This window comes from Flavobacterium muglaense (genome assembly GCF_014305155.1).
GTDB lineage: Bacteria > Bacteroidota > Bacteroidia > Flavobacteriales > Flavobacteriaceae > Flavobacterium > Flavobacterium muglaense.
Window position 1 is genome coordinate 50,373 of record NZ_JACRUK010000014.1, and the last position, 20,424, is coordinate 70,796.

The 20,424-nt window shown below is 34.4% G+C and carries 18 protein-coding genes; 9 read left to right on the forward strand and 9 right to left on the reverse strand.

Annotation, left to right across the window (positions count from 1 at the left end; all coding sequences use genetic code 11):
- Positions 1-46: 46 nt before the first annotated feature.
- From galE to H8R24_RS07925, 4 genes are all read right to left on the reverse strand, one after another.
- Positions 47-1,072 (reverse strand): UDP-glucose 4-epimerase GalE, encoded by a 1,026-nt coding sequence (galE, locus tag H8R24_RS07910; protein WP_187018086.1) that lies wholly within the window; start codon positions 1,070-1,072, stop codon positions 47-49.
- On the reverse strand, positions 1,069-2,121 hold the full coding sequence (locus tag H8R24_RS07915; RefSeq protein WP_187018085.1) for a UDP-glucose--hexose-1-phosphate uridylyltransferase: 1,053 nt from the start codon (positions 2,119-2,121) through the stop codon (positions 1,069-1,071). The genes galE and H8R24_RS07915 overlap by 4 nt, the downstream gene beginning before the upstream one ends.
- Position 2,122: 1 nt before the next feature.
- Positions 2,123-3,292, reverse strand: a complete 1,170-nt coding sequence (gene galK / locus H8R24_RS07920) for a galactokinase (RefSeq protein ID WP_187018084.1) — start codon at positions 3,290-3,292, stop codon at positions 2,123-2,125.
- A 72-nt stretch (positions 3,293-3,364) separates the two neighbouring features.
- Positions 3,365-4,417, reverse strand: coding sequence for an aldose epimerase family protein (locus tag H8R24_RS07925; RefSeq protein WP_187018083.1), 1,053 nt, complete (start codon positions 4,415-4,417; stop codon positions 3,365-3,367).
- 100 nt (positions 4,418-4,517) lie between these two features.
- Between H8R24_RS07925 and H8R24_RS07930 the strand changes: the two genes are divergently transcribed.
- From H8R24_RS07930 to H8R24_RS07955, 6 genes are all read left to right on the forward strand, one after another.
- Positions 4,518-5,516: a GntR family transcriptional regulator gene (locus H8R24_RS07930; protein ID WP_187018082.1), complete on the forward strand. Its 999-nt coding sequence runs from the start codon at positions 4,518-4,520 to the stop codon at positions 5,514-5,516.
- A 1,447-nt stretch (positions 5,517-6,963) separates the two neighbouring features.
- Positions 6,964-7,809: an RteC domain-containing protein gene (locus H8R24_RS07935; RefSeq protein WP_187018081.1), complete on the forward strand. Its 846-nt coding sequence runs from the start codon at positions 6,964-6,966 to the stop codon at positions 7,807-7,809.
- A gap of 268 nt (positions 7,810-8,077) precedes the next feature.
- Positions 8,078-8,416, forward strand: coding sequence for a helix-turn-helix domain-containing protein (locus H8R24_RS07940; RefSeq protein ID WP_187018080.1), 339 nt, complete (start codon positions 8,078-8,080; stop codon positions 8,414-8,416).
- A gap of 56 nt (positions 8,417-8,472) precedes the next feature.
- The gene (locus H8R24_RS07945) at positions 8,473-8,685 is read left to right on the forward strand and encodes a hypothetical protein (protein ID WP_187018079.1); all 213 of its coding nucleotides are present in this window, start codon (positions 8,473-8,475) and stop codon (positions 8,683-8,685) included.
- Between the two features lie 77 nt (positions 8,686-8,762).
- Positions 8,763-9,800, forward strand: a complete 1,038-nt coding sequence (locus tag H8R24_RS07950; RefSeq protein WP_187018078.1) for a DUF3945 domain-containing protein — start codon at positions 8,763-8,765, stop codon at positions 9,798-9,800.
- Positions 9,801-9,821: 21 nt separating this feature from the next.
- Positions 9,822-11,903, forward strand: coding sequence for a type IA DNA topoisomerase (locus H8R24_RS07955; RefSeq protein WP_187018077.1), 2,082 nt, complete (start codon positions 9,822-9,824; stop codon positions 11,901-11,903).
- A gap of 432 nt (positions 11,904-12,335) precedes the next feature.
- On the opposite strand, the gene H8R24_RS07960 is transcribed toward H8R24_RS07955, so the two are convergent.
- The 5 genes from H8R24_RS07960 to mobA form a co-directional block, all read right to left on the reverse strand.
- On the reverse strand, positions 12,336-13,586 hold the full coding sequence (locus H8R24_RS07960) for a type II toxin-antitoxin system HipA family toxin (RefSeq protein ID WP_187018076.1): 1,251 nt from the start codon (positions 13,584-13,586) through the stop codon (positions 12,336-12,338).
- Between the two features lie 49 nt (positions 13,587-13,635).
- Complete coding sequence (locus H8R24_RS07965; protein ID WP_187018075.1) at positions 13,636-13,926, reverse strand: helix-turn-helix domain-containing protein; 291 nt, start codon at positions 13,924-13,926, stop codon at positions 13,636-13,638.
- A 94-nt stretch (positions 13,927-14,020) separates the two neighbouring features.
- Complete coding sequence (gene mobC / locus H8R24_RS07970) at positions 14,021-16,021, reverse strand: conjugal transfer protein MobC (protein ID WP_187018074.1); 2,001 nt, start codon at positions 16,019-16,021, stop codon at positions 14,021-14,023.
- 103 nt (positions 16,022-16,124) lie between these two features.
- On the reverse strand, positions 16,125-17,441 hold the full coding sequence (gene mobB, locus H8R24_RS07975; protein WP_187018073.1) for a conjugal transfer protein MobB: 1,317 nt from the start codon (positions 17,439-17,441) through the stop codon (positions 16,125-16,127).
- Positions 17,438-17,884 (reverse strand): conjugal transfer protein MobA, encoded by a 447-nt coding sequence (gene mobA / locus H8R24_RS07980; RefSeq protein ID WP_187018072.1) that lies wholly within the window; start codon positions 17,882-17,884, stop codon positions 17,438-17,440. Before mobA ends, mobB begins: the two co-directional genes overlap by 4 nt.
- A gap of 695 nt (positions 17,885-18,579) precedes the next feature.
- Between mobA and H8R24_RS07985 the strand changes: the two genes are divergently transcribed.
- The 3 genes from H8R24_RS07985 to H8R24_RS07995 are packed head-to-tail and all read left to right on the forward strand — an operon-like array spanning position 18,580 to position 20,419.
- Positions 18,580-19,347, forward strand: coding sequence for a ParA family protein (locus tag H8R24_RS07985; RefSeq protein ID WP_187018071.1), 768 nt, complete (start codon positions 18,580-18,582; stop codon positions 19,345-19,347).
- Positions 19,348-19,359: 12 nt separating this feature from the next.
- Positions 19,360-19,764: a DUF3408 domain-containing protein gene (locus H8R24_RS07990; protein ID WP_187018070.1), complete on the forward strand. Its 405-nt coding sequence runs from the start codon at positions 19,360-19,362 to the stop codon at positions 19,762-19,764.
- A gap of 22 nt (positions 19,765-19,786) precedes the next feature.
- Entirely contained in the window at positions 19,787-20,419 is a 633-nt protein-coding gene (locus tag H8R24_RS07995; RefSeq protein WP_187018069.1) for a conjugal transfer protein TraD, read from the forward strand.
- The last annotated feature ends 5 nt before the right edge of the window (positions 20,420-20,424 follow it).

The following is a 20,424-nucleotide window of genomic DNA, read 5'->3' on the forward strand; positions in this document are numbered from 1 at the left end:
GGTTAATTATAGTTGACATTTGCAGGCTACTGCAGATCAATCTGTTTTATAGAGTTGGTTTAATGCTACTTTTTTGTTCCCATTTCCAGGCACTTTCCATAGCTTCGTCTAAGGAAGATTCTGTTTTCCATCCCAAAATTTGATTCGCTTTTTCAGTACTGGCAAAAGCTGTTGTGACATCCCCAGCTCGTCGGTCTACAATTGAATAGGAGAAGGCTTTGTTGCTCACTTTTTCAAAACTGGCAATCACCTCTAGCACTGAGGATCCAACTCCTGTACCGAGGTTGAAAATCTCTACTTTGTCAATGTTTTTCTTGTCAATTAAGCGTTGTAAAGCAACAACATGTGCTTTGGCCAAATCGACCACATGTATATAGTCACGCACGCAAGTCCCATCTGGTGTAGGATAATCATTGCCATACACTTTCAATTCATTACGTAGCCCTATTGCGGACTGTGTAATAAATGGCACCAAGTTTTGTGGAACACCAATAGGCAGTTCTCCAATTTCAACTGATGGATGAGCTCCAATAGGGTTGAAATAGCGCAGTAAAATAGCATTAATACCACTTGTTTTGGCAACATCTGTGATGATTTCTTCACCTATTTGCTTCGTGTTACCATACGGAGACAATGCCGGTTTTACAGGAGCGTTCTCATTGATTGGCATTACATCTGCCTGTCCGTAAACGGTACATGAAGAACTGAAAATAAAATGTGCTTCTTCTTTTTGCTGTAATTCTTGTAGTAGGTAAACTAGAGAGTTGATGTTGTTTTCATAATATAATAATGGATTGCTGACACTTTCTCCCACTGCTTTTGAAGCAGCAAAATGGATTACTCCATTAACATCGGCATGTTTTTTAAAGAAATGCTGTACAGCTGATTTTTCTCTTAGATCTAATTCTTCAAAAAGAGGTTTTTTTCCTGTAATTGCAGTAATCCCTTGTAGAACTTCTACAGACGAATTAGATAGATTATCAATAATAACAACCTCAAAACCTTTATTTTGTAATTCAACAACAGTATGTGAACCGATAAATCCTAAACCTCCAGTTACTAGTATTTTCATATTTTACTTTTATAATGTACTATTGATTGTTCTTTTAACACTTGAGCACTTTTCTCTGGTGTAATATCTCGTTGTGATTCTCCCATCATTTCGTAGCCTACCATGAATTTTTTTACGGTGGCCGATCGCAATAATGGTGGGTAAAAATGCATGTGAAACTGCCATTCTAGATGCTCTTCCCCGTCTGTTGGTGCTTGATGAATCCCTGATGAATACGGAAATGACGTCTCAAAAAGATTATCATACTTGATCGTTAATTGCTTCAAAATAGATGCGAAAGCAGGGACTTCCTCGTTAGTAAACTCGGTGATTTTAGTCAAATGACGCTTACTGATAATCATTGTCTCATAAGGCCAAATAGCCCAGAAAGGTACCAAGGCAACAAAATGGTCGTTTTCGATCACTATACGTTCATTGAGTTTCAACTCTTCGGCCAAATAGTCCTGCAATAGATTACCTTTGTTTTTGTCAAAGTACGCCTTTAGGTTATTTTGCGTTTTTTCAACCTCGGTAGGGAGGGAGGATTGCGCCCAAATTTGCCCGTGTGGATGTGGATTACTGCACCCCATTACGCTTCCTTTATTTTCAAAAATTTGGATATGATTGATATAATCAACCTTGCCTAAATCTGTATATTCTTTTTGCCAAGTATGAATGATATTTTCAATAGCTTCAACGGGCATTTCTGGCAATGTCAAATTGTGTTTTGGCGAAAAACAAACCACTTTAGAAATTCCTCTTTCTGGTCTTGACTTAAAAAAAGTATCGTTTTGACTTTCTTCAAATGCGAGTTCCTCTTGCTTTAAGGCAGCAAAATCATTTTCGAAAACAAAGGCATTTTCATAGTCTGGATTTACTTCCCCATTTGCACGAACATTCCCTGGACATAAATAACAGCTTGGGTCATAAACAGCTAACTCATCAGATGAAACGGCTTCGTTTTGCCCTTGCCACGGACGTTTAGAACGGTGTGGAGAAACCAAAACCCATTCATTGATTAATGGATTATAACGTCTGTGCGGATCTTCGTTGATATCAAAATTTTTCATCCTAATTGTTTTTATAAAGTGATGTACCGTTTCCGATTTTAACATCATAAATTTTTAATTCTATTCCAAAAGCGTCATAATAAAGTGCCGACAGTTTCTTTTTGATACGATCTTCATGCCCTTTTTTTATTAAATTAATGGTGCACCCTCCAAAACCACCACCCATTAATCTGGAGCCTACTACTGCTTCTTCGGTTTTAAGGGTGTCCACAATCATATCCAGTTCCGTACAGCTCACTTCATATTCAACAGATAATCCTTCGTGGGTTTCAAACATTAATTTCCCCAGCGTTTCTATATTTCCATTGTCTAATGCTTCACATGCTAGGATAACCCTATTGATTTCTTTTACTACAAAAAGGCTCCTTTTAAAAACGTCAGCCCTCATAATATTTTGCAATCCTATAATATGCTGCTCTGTGCAATCTCTAAAACTAGTTATCCCAGGAAAATTGCTTTTTACAATAGCAATCCCTTCTTCACACTGCTCTCTTCTTTCATTATAGGCTGATGTCATTAAGGAATGTTTCACATTCGAATCGAATAAAATCAAAGAATAATCATTAAAATCAGCATTGTGATATTCATATTCCAATGTTCTGCAATCAATTTTTATGACTTTATTTTCTAAACCCATCACACTAGAAAACTGATCCATAATACCGCAATTAATCCCAACCCAATGCTCTGCACTTTGTCCCATTAGAGCAATGTCAATTGGTTTTATATTCAAATTAAATAACTCATTTAATCCAAATAGAAAACCACATTCTAGTGCTGCAGAGGATGATAAGCCAGAGCCAACAGGAATATTACTGCTAAACACACAGTTAAATTCTTCAAACTTAAATCCGCTGGTTTGTAGCTGTTTTATAATTCCTCGCACATAGTTTGTCCAAGTATTATCAGTTAATTCGATTGGATCGTTTAAGTCAATTTCAAATTCATCATTTAGATCTATGGCAATTATTTTAGATTTATTTGAGTTGTTTTTGTCGAAAGCAAAACAAATAATTTTATCGATTGCAGCGGGTAAAACATAACCATCGTTATAGTCAATATGCTCGCCAATAATATTAATCCGTCCCGGAGAAAGTACGATTGTTGCAGCTTTTTCTCCAAATTTTTCTTGAAAAAAACGAGTTGTTTTCTGTATTAAAATATCATTCATTGTTAGAATATTATGTTAGTTCCTTTTTTGAAATCACGAAACTTACTGTGGTTTTTATATGTTTTATTTCTATTAGAAAGATTGAAATTTATAGATTGATTTATGTTGATAGGTCTCGTTCTTTCGTAATATCGCAGAGGGAAAGTGTGGATGATTTGGTGCGTCTGGAAAGTTTTGTGTTTCAAAGCATATTCCGCTTAGTGAATGATAATCACAATTTGCTTTGCCCTTAATTTGATTCAAACAATTACCACCAACATAAATATGAACAGCAGGTTGATTAGTGTAAACTGTCATTTTTAGTTTATTGTTTTTGCTAAAAAGTGAGGCTGCATATTCATTCGTCTTTTCTATTACAAAGGTGTTGTCTATAAGAGCTGGGCATTGCTTCGGATTAGTAAAATCGAAGACACTACCAGCTGTATTTAAAATGGTACCAGTGGGAATACTTTCAATTGTTGTTTCAAGCATTTTTTCGGAATTGATAATCAATTCTTGTCCTGTCAACGATGCCTGATGTCCATCCAAATTAAAATAACTGTGATGTGTTAAGTTTACAATAGTATCTGCAGTAGTTGTGGCTTTGTATGCTATGATCAGTTCATTTTTCTCACTAAGGGTGTAGGTTAAAGATACTGATAGTTCACCAGGGTAATGCTCATCGCCATCAGGGCTCACATAATTAAGGGTAATAGATGAATTTTCGCCTTCGGTTATCTTAACTACTTCCCAGACCTTTTGACTGAAGTTATGATTTCCTCCATGAAGGGAATGATTGTTATTGTTTTTATATAATGAAACTGCAGTCCCATTGAGGTTAAAAACGCCATTACTGATTCGTCCCGCATAGCGCCCCACTGTTGCTCCAAAATAAGGAGCTCCATCTAGTTGAAAAGATTTCATATATGACTCTAAAGTATCAAACCCCAAAACAACGTCAACTGTTTGATTATTTTTTAACGGTATATTTAACGAAGTTACCGTTGCTCCAAAATTGGTCAATTGCAATCGCATTCCGTTTTTATTTGTTAATTCGTACAAATGCACAACTTCGTTATTTGATGTATTTCCAAATAATTTCTTTGTGGTTTTAAGATCTAAATGTGATATCTGTTTTATTTTCATTGTTTTTTTATGAAAAATGAATTTCAAAAGTATTTTATTTTAGAGACATATCATACCAGCACCTACCGGTTTTATTGTATATTGCAAAAAAAAAGGTTAGATGAAGGCAATCTCAATTCAAAATAATGTTGGAATACCCAAATACAAGCAAATTATAGCATCAATTGAAAAGACGATTGAGAATGGGATGTTAAAAAAAGATGGAAAGTTACCTTCTGTAAACAAAGTATGTTTAGAATTTTCTCTTTCGAGAGATACTGTTTTTCAGGCTTATGATGAGCTAAAAAAACGGGGTGTTATCTACGCTATACCAGGTAAGGGCTACTATGTTAAAAGCACTTCAATCACTATTAAACAAAGGATATTTTTACTATTTGACGAACTAAATATTTTTAAAGAAGATATTTATAATTCGTTTTTGGAAAGTATTGGAAGTAATGTGCAAGTGGATATCTTTTTCCATCATTTTAATGTTCAGGTTTTTAAAAAATTGATTAACGATAGTAATGGGAATTATACCAAATACATTATCATGCCAACTAATTTAAAGGAAGCTGCTGCTATTATAAAAACCCTACCAGTTAATGAAGTTTATATTTTAGATCAAACCAATGCCGCATTGAAATCCTATCCTGCCATTTATCAAAATCACTTTAAAGACATCTACAATGGCTTGCTGAAAGGGAAATCTAAATTGAACAAATACCAAAAGTTAATTTTGATATTTCCTGGATTTAGAGAACCGATAGGTATGAAAACAGGATTTGAAAAATTCTGCGAAGATTTCTTATTTAGTTTTGAGATCATATCGGAGTTTAAAAATAGAGAAATTAAAAAAGGGGAAGTATATATAATTCCAAGTGATCGAGATCTTGTCCGAGTTATTGAAACTTCTAAATTTAAAAATTTAAAATTAGGCTTAGATTTTGGGATAATATCATATAATGAAACTCCGCTTAAGAAAATAGTAGAAAACGGTATAACGACTATTTCAACTAATTTTGATGCTATGGGTAAAACTTTAGCGCAAATGATTCTCGAAGGTAAAAAAGAACAAATTGAGAATAAAAGTGCTTTGATTATTCGTAATTCTTTGTAGTAATTTAAATAGTTACTGTTCAATTCTCTATCGTATTCAAAACTAAATGCTTTTTTTTTCAATGGCTTGTACATATAAGATACTTATTAGTTTAGATTTTTGTATTTCTTGCCAATTGGTATAAATGTAGTTGTTTGTATTACTATGTAAGATGGTTCGTGTATTTAATAATAGATAATTTTGATTTGTTTAGAGCAATCACTACAGTAGTATTAAAATTTACTTTGTAATAATTTCACTACGATAAAGTAGTTTTTAATGTTGAGTTATACTTTCTAGAATAATAATAGGTTATTTTATTATTTTGGATTTCGAAGTAAATAAAAAAACATTCGAACAAACAATTATGGGGTTTGATATTCAAATAATTCTAAAACTTTCTCTAAATAGTATTTGTTGATAAATTTCTTTTTATAGATTTGCTGAATGTTTTGCCCCCTATAAAACAAGAGAGTTATTGTAAAGTCCAATTCTATCATTTTGACAAATATAGGAAGTATGTTTTAAAGTAAGTGGCAATTGACTCGTTTATAAAATCATAAGAGTTAATCAAAAAATTATGAATGTAGGTACACTGGAGTAAATTCACATATTGTAGACTATCATATAATTATAAAAAAAGAAGTTTTCCAAAGTGCTTATTATATAACTTTTTAAGAAATTAAGTTAGTGCTAAAAAGTTATGTTATTTTCGATACAATACTTGACTACGTGTACTTTTAGGATGCATCACCCCAATTCCTTTGCGGCTTATTGTGCCAGTAAGGGTTGGTCTATTTTTTATATTACTCCATGGATTGTTCATCAAAGCATCATTTTTTGATTATATAATAGTATTTTGGTTATGCATTAATAGCTAAGTTTCCTTTAATAAGATGTTCTCCTTCTTCAATTTTTTTAAATGTCGATATAAAGGTTATATTTCCAGCAAATGGACTTATAGCAAAAAGCGGCTCTTTTTAATGGTTTCATTTGGATGTATGTAGTAATATATAACAGCAATTTGATCCAAAGAAACTTCTTAGTGTAAGTTTGAAATGACGGCAGACAATCGCTTAAATTTATTGCCATTATAAATGGAAAAGAGCGCAAAAACTCGTATGGATTTTACTCCAAAACTTAATTTTGATAATTCAACTCAGGCTGTGTCTGAGAATAATCGAATCAATAGAAGAATGTATATTCTTAAATTGTAATGTTATTTTTAGGAATTTACTCGTTGTTGAAGGAATTCTGGATTATCAAAAGGGAAGCTTGCAGTTATTTTAGAATTCGATCATCAATTAACGTTTACGTAATGATTTGGAGGGGGCGCTATTTTGTTATTATAATATTGTCTTTATGTTAAGTTTTGTGTTTTATCGTAATTGTAGTCTTTTTAGTTGTTAAATTCATATTTAATTAAATACCTTATTATCAGTGTTTTATGTTATTAAATTAACTAAATATGAAAAAAAAATTAAGTAATGTCCTTGAAGAAGTAGATAAATATGAGCGGGAGTTAAGTACAAAAGGTAATAATGTGATAGAGGAATCTTGTAAGTTAACTACTTATTTACGAGAGTTGTTAGTTGAGTTGAAAGATAATATAGTAAGAGAAGGTTTTGAAGATGAAGCTGAAGAAATCAATTTTTTTAAAAATATCAAACCGCAGATACTAGGGAAATTAATCTTTTATAATAAAGTATTTAGAATTGAGACGTCGTGTCCAGTTTACAATGGAAAAATGTACGAAGCCTATTTTACTAATGAACTAGAGGAGTTGAAGCAGGAATTTAGTGAACATATTCGTAATTCAGATTTTTATAGATACTATCGGTCGGGTAGGACTGATCTTGATTGTGAGTACTGCATGCTAGGAAAAATAAATTATGCAATGGGACTTAACAGTTTTGTTTTTGAAGTTGACTCCAACCACTCAACCTATTATGATTACAAAGTAGCTCGAATTATCGCAAATGAACTGTTATACACTTACCTTCTTTCAAAAACAGATACGAATCATAATTCTGACCAAACACTACAAAATTCAGAATCGGTTAAAGAATTGATTTGGACTGACTCAAAAAATGCACTGATAGAATTAATACATGCGCTCTATGCTGTAGGAGCTATTTCGCACGGAAAAGTTGGTATTCGTAAAATCAATTTAGCTTTTTTTATTTTATTCAAAATTCATTTAGGTGATATTCATCACGCGTTCCACCGGATGAAAGATAGAACAGGTTCTAGAACAGCATTCATCGATCAGCTAAAAGTATCACTTGAAGAGTATATGAATAAAAATTTATAACTCTTTTGATTCATTAGTAAAACAGCGTTTCTCTACGCTGTTTTTTTTGCCCATAATTACCAATTGGTAAGAAGGTATTCCATTTATCATTGAATGCTGCATGTCCTTTAAATTCTGACTTGTAGATAACATCGCTTGCTATCGTGTTATTAATTGAATTATTAAAAAATTGGTTTTCAATTGGTTGGTATTGGCTGAATTATACTAAAATCATTTACAAATTTGCAGTAGATCAGTAAGTAAGTGTACAATTTTAAAATAAACCGATATGAATATTGATAGGATGGAATTTATAAGTTGGATGGAGCGAATCATGGATCGATTTGATTTAATGAATGATCAAATTAATGATGTTCAAAAAAGCAGAAACAATATTGATGGAGAAGAATTGCTGGACAATCAAGATCTACTTCAAATGTTGAAAATTAGTAATCGGTCTTTACAGCGCTATAGATCCTCAGGCAAACTTGCTTACTATACAATTAGTGGCAAAATCTATTATAAATTATCAGATGTGCATCAATTTATACGAGATAGTTTTAATGCTCCCTTTGAAAGGTGTAAGGACAATTTAAGAAATAGTATTCCTATAGATGCCAAGGCGTAACACTCTATTTTATATCTAGTTACTTTCGAATAAATTAATTTTTAAATGGAAAAGTTATGAAAGGAGATGTAAACAATAATTTGAACAAAGAAGGTAGTTTTTCGAAAATAGTAAAAACCGAACTGGCCAAAACCGAATCTAGAGAAAAGACGAAAGCAGACTCAGCTAAACTTGCAGCGGATGTATCTGAAATTGAAGTGAAACACTTTAAACGTGTAGATAAACAAGGTGATTTATTCTCAGATTTTTTTTCAGATTTTAAGAAGTAATTCTGGTTACTAAATCCATCTAAACAGCCTATTAAGCAGTTAAAAATTATATTATCAACTATTAAAAATTAAGAATTATGGAAGCAACACAGAACACAACAGAAGCGGGAGAAAACCGTTACAAATTAGAACAAATCGATTGGAAATCAATGTCTAATCTTGGTTTGTCTAAAGAACGACTTGAAAAAATGAATATCCTTGAGCCTTTACTAAAAGGCTACAAAACAAATGAACTGGTTCCAGTCACTCTTGATTTAGGGACTTCAATCGCTAAAATGGATGCTAGGCTTTCACTGCAAGCAAAAGAAGACGGGCAAGTAGTATTGGCAATTCACGGAATTCGAAAAGAACCTCAACTGCATTTTAAATTCTTTGGTCATGAATTTACAAAAGAAGACAAAGATAATTTGCTTAAAAATGGAAATATGGGTCGAGTCGTTGATTTGACAAATCCCAAAACAGGCGAGACAATTCCATCAATTATAAGCATTGACAAATTGACTAATGAGCTCATTGCGCTACGTACAACACTCATTAAAATTCCAGACGAAATCAAGGGAATTAAGCTTGATGATCAACAGAAAACTATATTATCGGAAGGTAAGCCTTTGTATTTAGAAGGTATGATTTCTAAAAAGGGAGAGCCATTTAATGCTTCAGTACAGTTTAATGCAGACAAGCGATATGTTGAGTTTTTGTTCGATAGAGGAAATAGCAATAAGCAAACAGAAAAGCAAGGTATTGAAGCTCCAAAAGCTTTTCGAGGAAAAGAATTGGATACTGCGCAATTCGAAAAATTTAAGGAAGGGCAGACAGTTTATGTAAGTGGTTTGCTTGACAAGAAAGGCAAAGAATACCAAGGCTACATCACATTCGATAAAGATACAGGGAAAACAGGTTTTTCTTTTGACAATCCCAATAAACTAAAAGAGAAAGCACAACCAAAAGAGGAAAGTAAAACACAAGTTGCTGTAAATTCTGAAGGAAAAACTAACGAGGCTACTAAAAATAGTAAAGAGCCTCTGAAAAGCAAAAAGACTAGTCCTGAGACTGAAAAGCAAAAAGAACTGCAGGAGAAACCCAAAGAAACCAAATCAAAAGGGCGAAAAATGTAATTACGCTAAAGACTTGTTCACATGAAAGTAGTAATTGCAGAAAAACCAAGTGTTGCTCGGGAGATTGCTCTCTTGTTAGGAGCTACAGAAAAGAAAGAAGGTTACTTGATGGGAAATGGGTATCAGGTAACCTGGGCGTTCGGGCATTTAGTGTCTTTAGCAATGCCGGAAGATTATGGAATTAGTGGGTTTCAAAGAGAGGCTTTGCCTATACTGCCTAATCCATTCTTATTGACAGTACGTAAAGTAAAAAAAGACAAGACTTATAGTCGTGATCTTGGGGCATTGAAACAACTCAATACTATTGATCAACTTTTTAAAAATTGCGATAGTATTATTGTGGCTACCGATGCAGGACGAGAAGGCGAGCTTATTTTTCGGTACATCTATGAATATTTAAACTGCTCTAAACCTTTCGAACGCTTGTGTATTAGTTCGTTAACCGAAAAGGCAATTCTTAAAGGGTTTGAGAATCTACAATTAGGAAAAGACTTTAATAGTTTACATGATGCAGGATTAGGAAGGAGCCGTGCAGATTGGTTAGTAGGAATCAATGCTTCGCAAGCACTTACTGTTGCGAGTGGTAGTGGTGTTTATTCGTTGGGTCGGGTTCAAACTCCAACATTAGCAATAATTTGCAAACGCTTTTTAGAAAATCAGTCATTCAAAATTGAAGACTATTGGCAAATTGAATTGGAGCATAACAAAGAGTACGTTGATTTTAAAAGTCTTTCTACACTTAAATGGGATGAAGGTAAAAAGGCTGAGTATGTATTGAAAACGTTGCATAAGCATGGAAAGGCTTCAGTAATGGACACAGAAACTAAAACTGTTAATGAGCAACCACCATTATTATTTGATCTTACCGCATTGCAGAAGGAAGCTAACACAAGGTTAAGTCTAACAGCTGAAGAAACACTCAATATTGCTCAAAGTCTTTATGAGAAGAAATTCATTAGTTACCCACGTACTGGGAGTAAATATATTCCTGAAGACATGTGGGAAGAAATCCCTAAGTTGATAAGGATAATGGATGAGACTGAGAAATTCAAAGCTGTAGTTGCTAAAGTGAGATTAAATCGTTTGAATAAAAGGATTGTCAACGATTTAAAAGTAACCGATCATCATGGTATATTAATCACGGATAAAATACCATCGGCTTTATCCGCCAAGGAAAAAGCAATTTACGAAATGATTGCCTATCGATTATTAGAATCAGTTTCTCCTGTTTGTACTAAAGAAATAACGAACATTTTAATGCAAGTTGCACACTATGATTTTGGATTAAAAGGAATCAAAATTATAGATGCCGGTTGGAGAGTTATCAATGGTGATTTTAGCGATGAAGAAAAGGATCCAATTCAAGAATTACCAGCGCTAAAAATTGGTGATGAAGTAAAGATTAAGACTGCAAAAGTAGTAGCAAAGAAAACCAAACCACCAACTATTTATACGGAAGCAAGCTTGTTATCTGCAATGGAGAACGCCGGGAATCAGATTGAAAACGAGCAGGAACGCAAAATAATACAAGGTGTAGGAATTGGTACCCCAGCTACTAGAGCAGCCATTATTGAAACACTTTTTAATAGGGAATATGTCAAACGCGATAAGAAATTACTACTGCCGACAGAAAAAGGATTAAAGGTCTATGAGTTGGTAAAGGATAAAAATATTGCTAATGTCGAATTGACTGCAAACTGGGAACTAGCTTTGCAAAAAATAGAGAATAAGGAATCTAGTTTAGCAACTTTTCAGAAAGAAATAGAAACTTATACAAGGTCTTTAACTCAAGAAATACTTGATTTAGCAATAGAAGTAGAACGACAACCGGAGCTTGTTTGTCCAAAATGTAAGGTCCAAAAATTGATTCTTCGAGACAAGTTGGTAAAATGCAGGGACGAAAAATGTAATTGGGTTCAGTTTCGAAATATTTGCGGCATCCAACTCAGCCTTATGGATTTGGAGGCACTACTAACGAAAGGAAAGACCAGTCTATTAAAAGGGATGATTAGTAAATCAGGTAAGAAATTCGATGCTTTTATAGCTCTGGATGAAGGAGGAGAGACCTCTTTTATTTTTCCCCAAAAGATTAGAAGGAAATAAGTTAGTTAATGGATTTCTACATGTTTTAGTAAAAAGTAACTATTACTAAATCTGTAATTCTCGCATAAAAGATTAATCTAAGAGATTTGAATAGCAACTCAAATCATTAAAAGAAAGGCTTTGAGCAGGATAGGGCTGGAATGCAGTGGAGCGTAGGAACGGAGCGCAACGCAATGAAGCTTTATCCAGCTTATATAAGCCTGACCGAACGCAAGGAATGAACGTGCGGCGCTGAGGAATGGAACAGCCTAAAAAAAACAGTTGCTTATTTTTAAGTTGCTGTTTTTTTTATGGGCTGTGGAGTGCCTGCGAAGGGTAGGTATGCCAAAAAACAGATTTCGTTTACACCTTACAGCATGAAGGCATACCGACTGGAGCTGCCGAACGGAGCAAAGAGAATGACTGGAGCGAGACTGATTCTTTAAACTATCACTAATAATTAAAAGCCTTTTCCATCATTTCTATCTCTACTCTAGAAATTCCTATTTCTGTGGCTATTGTTTTCCAGTTGGTCGTAACTTGAAGGACTTCTTGAATTATGTTTTCCATTTGTAAACCATTCAATCTAAAGTACTCCCCAACACTTTTAGCTAATTCAAAATCCAGTGCATTGTTATCCATATCAATATTAAGAGCCAAACCATCTTTGTCTATGGAGGGGTTAAGGTCGTAAGCAGGGGAGAGTATCCAGCCCTCTTTGGTTAAAATAAATCCATGGTTACGCAAATGATCGTCGGTGTTAGAAATGGCGATATTAAAAACGATTCTGCGCCATAGTTGGTGTAAATTCTCTTCTACGTTCGCACCTTGATTGCTGATGAATTCGGCAATATCTAAATAACTTGCGGGATTGTCTCTTATAGTATCTTCATTGTTGTCTGTCATAGTCATAGCCGAAGCAAAATGAATTCTTTCTCCATTCTCCCTGTCAAAGCGTTTAGTAAAGAAAGTATTGTGGTTGCCCATGATTTTTTCAATTCGGCAGCGCGCCATGTTGATTCCGGCACTGATAGCTAATTTATAGGCTAAAAATTCCCAAGCTGCTTTGTCTACAGTATCTGTTTTGGAGGGAAATTTAGCAATCCAAAGACTTTTGTCGTTGTCTAAAATGTTCGCTTTGGGTCTTGCACCACCTAATGAAGATCCAGGTGCCATAAGTACAGAAAGCCACTTATTCACTTCTTCATTATCTTTGTCGTTTTCGAAATTAGCGGCTGCATTTTGGAGTTCTCGGATAGAGGACCATGGCGGGGTAGAAGCGTTTTTATTGTTATCTAAAAAATCACCATTAGGTTCAATTTTAAAGCGTAATGCTCCCATACGACTTTCATCATAAACTCCTAATAGAAAATCAATGTCATAGAGTATTTTTGGCTTTTCGCTCCTTTCTCTAGCAAGTTGAGCTTCTCGACGTTTCATTAAGGTGCGTCCCCAAGTATCAGGCATGCTGTCTAAAAAAATACCGAAATTTTCTTTTTGGTTCGAGTATTGTGGACCACCATATAATTGGATGTCTGGATCCAAAAGGAATTTTTGTTCAGTTTTGAGCCAGTTTCCATGGTATTCAAAACTAAATGCTTTTTTACCTTTCGCTTGTTGTGCAGATAAGATACCTATTAATTTAGGTTCTTGCATTTCTTGCCAATGGGCGTAAACGTAGATGTCGGTTTTACTTTGTGACATGTTTTGTGTTTTGAATAAGTGATCAGTTTAATTTGTTTCTAGCAAGGGATTACTTTAATAGGTTAAGGTCTTGAAGTTTTCTACCTAGTTCGTCGTCAGCAGCTATTTTTAAAAAATCGTCTTGCAAACCTAGTACTCTCAGAACATTAAAATAGGCACCTATTGCCACACTAGAATTTCCTTTTTCTATTTGGTATAAAGTGGTTCTAGCAATATCGGCTCTTTCAGCAATTTGTATTGCAGTGAGTTTTCTTCTTTTTCGAGCCAATTTAATATTCTCACCCATTTGCTCTAAAAGGAGTTGATGTTTAGGGAATAAGACTTGCTTTTTTGCGCTCATTGCTATAAATGTTCATTAATATGAACAAAAATAGTAAATATGTACATAATAACAAACATTGAATAATTGTTTTTTCTATTTAAAGTTAATTATTTCAACCCTCTTGCACCAAATGTTGCAAATCAGGATCGTTTTTAATGCGTTCCAATTCACTTTCTATAATGAGAACAACATCACGCTTAATCTGTTTGTAATTAGCTTCAATTTCGACTTTCATATTATCCTGTCCATTTTCATCAACGAAAGGTGAAATAACGGGTATCTTTTTATAAGCCTTCGTTTCTGTTGCTACTTTTTCATTGTCTACCACAATTTCAGAATGGAAAATTTTCTGTTCAATACGTTCGTCAAAATTATCTGAAACAGCTCCTACAAACACACCTTGCGTAAGCGTGGAGATTTTTGATGCGGGTATCAAACTGTCTAATTGTGTAGATATTGAGGTTGATTTGTCATTTCGATTGATGGTTAAACTCTGGCGTTTCTGTAATACTTTGCCAAACCGTTCCGATAAGCTTTTGGCCGTTTCGCCCACAACCTGACCACTAAAGATGTTGCCCACCGTATTTTGGATAACCTTACTTTCCTTGTCGCCATAATCACGTGTCAGTTGCGAATAATCTTGAAATCCCAAACATACCGCTACTTTATTACTTCTAGCTGTGGCAATTAAATTATCTAGTCCTCTAAAGTAGATTGTTGGCAACTCATCAATTATCACCGAACTTTTTAATTTTCCTTTCTTATTGATGAGTTTTATAATTCTCGAATTGTACAAACCCAAGGCAGCAGAATAAATATTTTGTCTATCAGGATTGTTTCCAACACAAAGAATTTTAGGTTCGTCCGGATTATTAATGTCCAACGAAAAGTCATCTCCAGTCATTACCCAATATAGTTGAGGCGAAATCATCCGAGACAGAGGAATTTTTGCGGAAGCGATTTGTCCTTGCAATTGATCTTGTGCGCCACCTTGCCAAGCATCCATAAACGGTGACAAATAATTTTCGAGATCAGGATAGGAAGTAAGGATCGTGAAAACATCAACATATTTCTTGTTGAGTAACTCAATGGCATGTGGAAACGGACAATACTTTCCATTATCATAAATTTTTAGAAACCAGATAATAGCGGCTAATAATATAATAGGAGATTCAACAAAGAAATCGCCTTGTTTTTGTATCCAACTGCGGTTAAGATTCAACATGATGGTATAGGCTGATTCATAAGCATCTGAGATGTCAGTCATAAAATCTGGATTGATGGGATTGCAACGATGACTTCTGCTAGGATCGTCAAAGTTGATAATATAGAATTTTGGTTTAACTTGATACTTGTCCGAATGTTTTAGTAAATGATTGTATGCAATGGTAGATAGATCATCGAATTTGAAATCATAGATGTACATCGAAAATCCTTTCTCGATATGCTGCTTGATATAGTTGTTTATAATGGCATAACTCTTACCAGATCCTGGTGTTCCTAAAACGATGGAGGCTCGAAATGGATTTACCACATTAATCCATCCTTCGTTCCATCTGCCTTTGTAATAAAATTTGGTTGGTAGATTAACGGAATATTCATTTTGCATCAATTTGGTTTCTTGCATGAAACTTTCATTTTCATTATTAAAAACATCGTTCATAAGATTGGTACGCAGTAGTCGACTGATCCAAACTCCAGCCATCATTAACGAAATATAGCCCGCTGAGGTAGTGAATATGTATAAAGAAATAGCTGTAGCAGCAGACAACTTCAGCAATGGTGTGTTGAGAAAGAAAAGTATAAATCCAATGACTACCGCACTAGCTATTTTAGACCAGCTAATTTTTTCGTTTTTAGCTCCTTTCGTTCCTAAACAACTTAAAACTAACAATATTAAAGCAAAAATCTTGGTATAGATGGTATGAGAGAATAGACTTGCAGTCCGTTGAAAATTACCTAGTATCTTGTTAATGATTTGTAACGTCCAGCCCTTTTCTAAGAAAAAACTATAACAAAACCAATAAAAGTGCATGAGTACTAGAAGGATACTTACAGCGCGCATGAAAGCCATTATTTTGGCGAGTCCTCTTAAATCGTCTTCTCCTTGCATAATTGAAAAGTTAAAATGTAACGAGCGAAAGTAGATCGAACTTCAAATAACCTAAGTCAATTGGCTTCCGTGGGCATCGGTTGGCGATGAATGTCTCGCTAAACTATTTCTTGCCGCGCTGATTGTTACGTTTTGTCCTTTTCTTTATTTGATTAGCAAATGTTTGTTCTTCATAATCTTCACCTTGAGTAATTGGTAATAAACTTCCAAGGCTTGTTATAAGTCCGAAATCAGTATTAGAATGGGTTGAATGATTTCCATTAAGAAAATCAAAAAGAGCATGTGGTTTTTCTGTTTCTGGTTTGGATTCATTTTTACTAGATTCGGATGAAATTGTTTTGGTATGCTGTATCTCATTTTGAACTTTTTGAATCCCTTCATTTTTCCATAAATCATTAAAAACGTTGGCAGATAAATTTTTACTTAACTGGGATCCAATCCAAACAGTGCGCGATTCATGGTCAATAAAAGTCATTCCGTATATACGACCTTGATCATTTCTTCGAACAATGGTGTTAACTCCTTGATCGACTAGTTGCTTCTTAAAATCAGTTTCATTATTCGTGGTATGCATGGCAACCTCTATCGAATTTTTCAGGATGTCTTTAGATGGTTCTATTTTCATCTTCTCTTTCGATTGTTCGAAATGCTTTTGCAAACTATCCATGCCAGCCTGTTTTCCAAAAAGAGAGGATTTGAAAGGATTTGTCGTTTTTTCTCCTTTTTCATTTAGTGCAAAATAAACAAGTCCTTGTTTAGACTGACCTTGTAATTCACCCGCTATTTGCTCAGCAGTAATATTAAAAAGAGAAAGTAGCGCATTATAAGCTCCTAAACTTTGATACTGGTAATACTTAGGCAGATGTCGAATTACAGATGCTATTTGACTTTTTACATTGGCTTCTTTGTAATCAACAGGTTTAAAAATTACTTCCTTCGGATTTTGATTCTTTTCAGTTGCAGGAAGTAATTGATATTTTTGTTCCAATGCACGGCAGGCATTCATGGAACGTAATTTTTCATAGGAATCAGATAATTTTTTGCCGTAACGATCCACGCAAGTCGAAACGATATGAATGTGAGTTCGTTCAATATCGGTATGCTTAAAAACAACATAAGGCTGGTCTCCATAGCCCATAAGTTCCATATAGTCTTGTGCGATTTTTTTAAAGTTTTCATCACTAACACTATCTTTTGGGTTTGGGTTAAGAGAAATATGCAAAACAGGTTTTTCTGTTCGCTTGTTTGCCATTAAATACGGTTCGAAGGAACTATATAATTGGTTAACAGTAAACTCTCCATTGACCGATTCTCTTATTCTATAAGTTGATAAAACTGATCCATTTTCTTGATTTACTTTTAATTGGTTATAAGAAAGTGCGCCAATAATATTTGCTCCACGACCAATTTTTGCTATCATTTTTCTTCTTTTTTCAAATGTTTTAATTCAAACTCTGCTGTTAATTGTGTTATGGCACGACATAATTGCGCTAACTCGATCGTTTGTTTTTCTAATTTAAAGAGATAGGCTCCGGCTTTCTTTTCAGAAAAATTACGGTACAATATCTTGACAATTTGATTGTAATTAACACCAATAGCGCGAAACTGACCATACAAAGTGGTTAAGCGCATGTAGTAATCCATTGTTGCCAGATCTACTTTTACCGTTTTTATTTGCTTTTCGAATAAGAGAGAAGTGATAAATAGTGCTTTATTATCCGCTCCTGTAGCTTCAAAAAGAGAAAGGAATTTAGCATTTTCCTGGTCCGTTAATCGAAAAACATAACGGTGGATGCTAGGATCCTTTTTAGGATTCCTACCGCCTTTGTGTTGCTTTTTGTCTTGTTGATTCTCCATCATCATTCCAATTTTAATTTTTAGAAAACCCCGACTTCGGAGGGAGTTTTAAGCCCCGCGGCAGCGGCAAGTTGTTTTGAGGCACGGAATTCATTTCGAGTGCCTCAAAACACAACTTGCTCTGTTCTGGTGAACAGATAATCTGCCCTTCGGGACAGATTTAATAAAGCAGGGAAAAACGGCTTTAAGCCGTTCCTGTTCTTATTCAAATATAGATTTGGGCCTTTCATTTTTTAATTTATTCACTTCTTTAACAAAGTAAATCATTGAATTTTAGAATGGTGTAGTGGTAAGTGTTGCCAAATAAGGCCATCTAGCGCCAACGAGTTCATCGTTCTGAGATGGTTTGGAGTTACCAGCTTTCTTTGTTTCAAAGTTGTAAAAGGATATTTAAAAACAATTCTATATCCAATTTCAAACACAAAAGCCAAGGTTTAGGAGTAAGCAAGTATTCAGTAAAGTATAAAACCATACAGTTGTACAACTATGCAACTATAAAAGCATAAAAGCAGTAAAACAAATGAGCGTACCTATTACTAATAAACAAGGCATAGCTGTTGGAAATTGTATGAATCTACAATTGTAGATAATCACATACTTAAAGCAAATAAATAGGGCAAAAACTTGTATGGAAATACAAGAAGGCATGCAGCCGTACAGCAAAGCAATTTAGCAAATAGATAACTTTAAAATTATAAGTAATGGAAACAATAAATAAAACTTTAAAAATTAGTTTCTCTACCCAAAAGGGAGGAGTAGGGAAGTCTACAATGACAACCTTGTTAGCTAGTGTGCTTCACTATCGATTGGGATATAATGTGCTGGTGTTGGACTGTGATTTTCCGCAGCATAGTCTCAGTAATATGAGAGACAGAGATCTTAAAACGGTGATGCAAAATGAGCATCATAAGAGAGCGGCAATGAAGCAGTTTCAGTCAATTGATAAAAAAGCATTTCCTGTCATTCGTTGTAAGGCCGAAAATGCGCTAGAAAAAGCATCAGAATATATAGATCAGTCCAATAGTGATTGGAACATTATTTTGTTTGATCTTCCAGGAACTGCCAAAACCAAGGGAGTTTTGACCACATTAAAAGCAATGGACTTCATCTTTTCACCCATTACTGCCGATCGCTTGGTAGTAGAAAGTACATTAGGCTTTGCCAAAGCATTTTTGCAACTTCCAGAAACACATGGAGGCAACAAGAACTTAAAATTTTGGCTGTTTTGGAACCAAGTGGATAGGAGGGAAAAGACTAGTTTGTATAAGGCCTATCAAGGTGTAATAGAAGAATTGGGTCTTTCTATAATGGAGTCAAGAATAATGGATAGTAAGCGTTTCCGCAAGGAAACGGATGATACTAGTAATTATATCTTTAGATCTAGCTTGCTTCCTGCTGAGCCTAATTTGATGAAGATAACTAAGCTTGATCTTTTTGTAAATGAATTTCTGAAAATCATAAACTCTTAAATCTTTTCTTGTATGGAATCTGATAAAAAGCATAAGGGTTTTCAAAAACCAGTTGTAGATGAAGATTACCTCATGAATATTATGAGTGGGGATGAAGCGGTTAATAATGATAAAAGCACAAGTCAAAGTATCGAAGCTAAGGAAAATAAGCCTAAAGAGAAAATTCGTGCAAGCACTCTAAAGAAACGAAACTATGAAGAAGTATTTCTCACTAACAGATATCCGTCTGGTCGTAGTGGTAAAGTTGTGTACATAAGACCTGAATACCACGAACGACTCCTTCGAATTGTTCAATTGACAAGGGAAGAGAAAACAACATTGTATTCCTATATCGATAACATTTTAGAACAGCATTTTAATGATTTTGGAACCGAAATCCAGGAATTTTTCAATGAGAGAAACAAGCCGATTTTTTAAACAATCTATAAAACTAAATAGAATGGAAACTGTAATTGTAATTTGTTTGCTCATCGTCATTTTCCTTTTGGCAAAGGATAAAATTGTCATTAAAAAACACCATAAGCATCAACCAAATCAAGAGAAAGTCAATTCTAGTCTACCTGATATTATGGGACAGTCTAAGCTTCAAAGAAGCCTTTCAGTGCCAAAGGAGTCCTATGACGGTCAAGTGCAAAAAGAAGATCGTTTTAATGATAATTTTGATATAGAAATCGACGAAGTTAAAGTCGAATTACAAATTCCACAAGAAGAGCTGGATGAAGTTTTTGGGAATGTACCTGATTTTGAGAATGAGGAGGAAGAATGGAATAGTTATGGAATATTCAATGGCGATAATGGTTTTGCCCAAGGGGTTACCTTTGAAGAGTTAAGCACTGTAAAAACGTTGTTGAAAAAAGAGAAAATGATACCCTCTCAAAAGGAAACAGCAACAGTCCTACTTCAGAAAATACAAGGAACCGAATTATTCGACCTATTGGAAAATTCTATCGAAGATGCTTCTCAAAAAATAGCCAAGCTGCTAGACGGTACAGTTTTTTCAGAAACGGATTCTGGTTTTTCTTTTTTGCACAAAAATAATTTGGAAGATTTTGATATTGGGGAGTTTGTGTGAGATCT

Excerpts from the sequence above, each read along its gene's own strand:
- galE (WP_187018086.1), bottom strand. The coding sequence starts at position 1,072 with ATGAAAATACTAGTAACTGGAGGTTTAGGATTTATCGGTTCACATACT.
- H8R24_RS07915 (WP_187018085.1), bottom strand. The coding sequence starts at position 2,121 with ATGAAAAATTTTGATATCAACGAAGATCCGCACAGACGTTATAATCCA.
- galK (WP_187018084.1), bottom strand. The coding sequence starts at position 3,292 with ATGAATGATATTTTAATACAGAAAACAACTCGTTTTTTTCAAGAAAAA.
- H8R24_RS07925 (WP_187018083.1), bottom strand. The coding sequence starts at position 4,417 with ATGAAAATAAAACAGATATCACATTTAGATCTTAAAACCACAAAGAAA.
- H8R24_RS07930 (WP_187018082.1), top strand. The coding sequence starts at position 4,518 with ATGAAGGCAATCTCAATTCAAAATAATGTTGGAATACCCAAATACAAG.
- H8R24_RS07935 (WP_187018081.1), top strand. The coding sequence starts at position 6,964 with ATGAAAAAAAAATTAAGTAATGTCCTTGAAGAAGTAGATAAATATGAG.
- H8R24_RS07940 (WP_187018080.1), top strand. The coding sequence starts at position 8,078 with ATGAATATTGATAGGATGGAATTTATAAGTTGGATGGAGCGAATCATG.
- H8R24_RS07945 (WP_187018079.1), top strand. The coding sequence starts at position 8,473 with ATGAAAGGAGATGTAAACAATAATTTGAACAAAGAAGGTAGTTTTTCG.
- H8R24_RS07950 (WP_187018078.1), top strand. The coding sequence starts at position 8,763 with ATGGAAGCAACACAGAACACAACAGAAGCGGGAGAAAACCGTTACAAA.
- H8R24_RS07955 (WP_187018077.1), top strand. The coding sequence starts at position 9,822 with ATGAAAGTAGTAATTGCAGAAAAACCAAGTGTTGCTCGGGAGATTGCT.
- H8R24_RS07960 (WP_187018076.1), bottom strand. The coding sequence starts at position 13,586 with ATGTCACAAAGTAAAACCGACATCTACGTTTACGCCCATTGGCAAGAA.
- H8R24_RS07965 (WP_187018075.1), bottom strand. The coding sequence starts at position 13,926 with ATGAGCGCAAAAAAGCAAGTCTTATTCCCTAAACATCAACTCCTTTTA.
- mobC (WP_187018074.1), bottom strand. The coding sequence starts at position 16,021 with ATGCAAGGAGAAGACGATTTAAGAGGACTCGCCAAAATAATGGCTTTC.
- mobB (WP_187018073.1), bottom strand. The coding sequence starts at position 17,441 with ATGATAGCAAAAATTGGTCGTGGAGCAAATATTATTGGCGCACTTTCT.
- mobA (WP_187018072.1), bottom strand. The coding sequence starts at position 17,884 with ATGATGATGGAGAATCAACAAGACAAAAAGCAACACAAAGGCGGTAGG.
- H8R24_RS07985 (WP_187018071.1), top strand. The coding sequence starts at position 18,580 with ATGGAAACAATAAATAAAACTTTAAAAATTAGTTTCTCTACCCAAAAG.
- H8R24_RS07990 (WP_187018070.1), top strand. The coding sequence starts at position 19,360 with ATGGAATCTGATAAAAAGCATAAGGGTTTTCAAAAACCAGTTGTAGAT.
- H8R24_RS07995 (WP_187018069.1), top strand. The coding sequence starts at position 19,787 with ATGGAAACTGTAATTGTAATTTGTTTGCTCATCGTCATTTTCCTTTTG.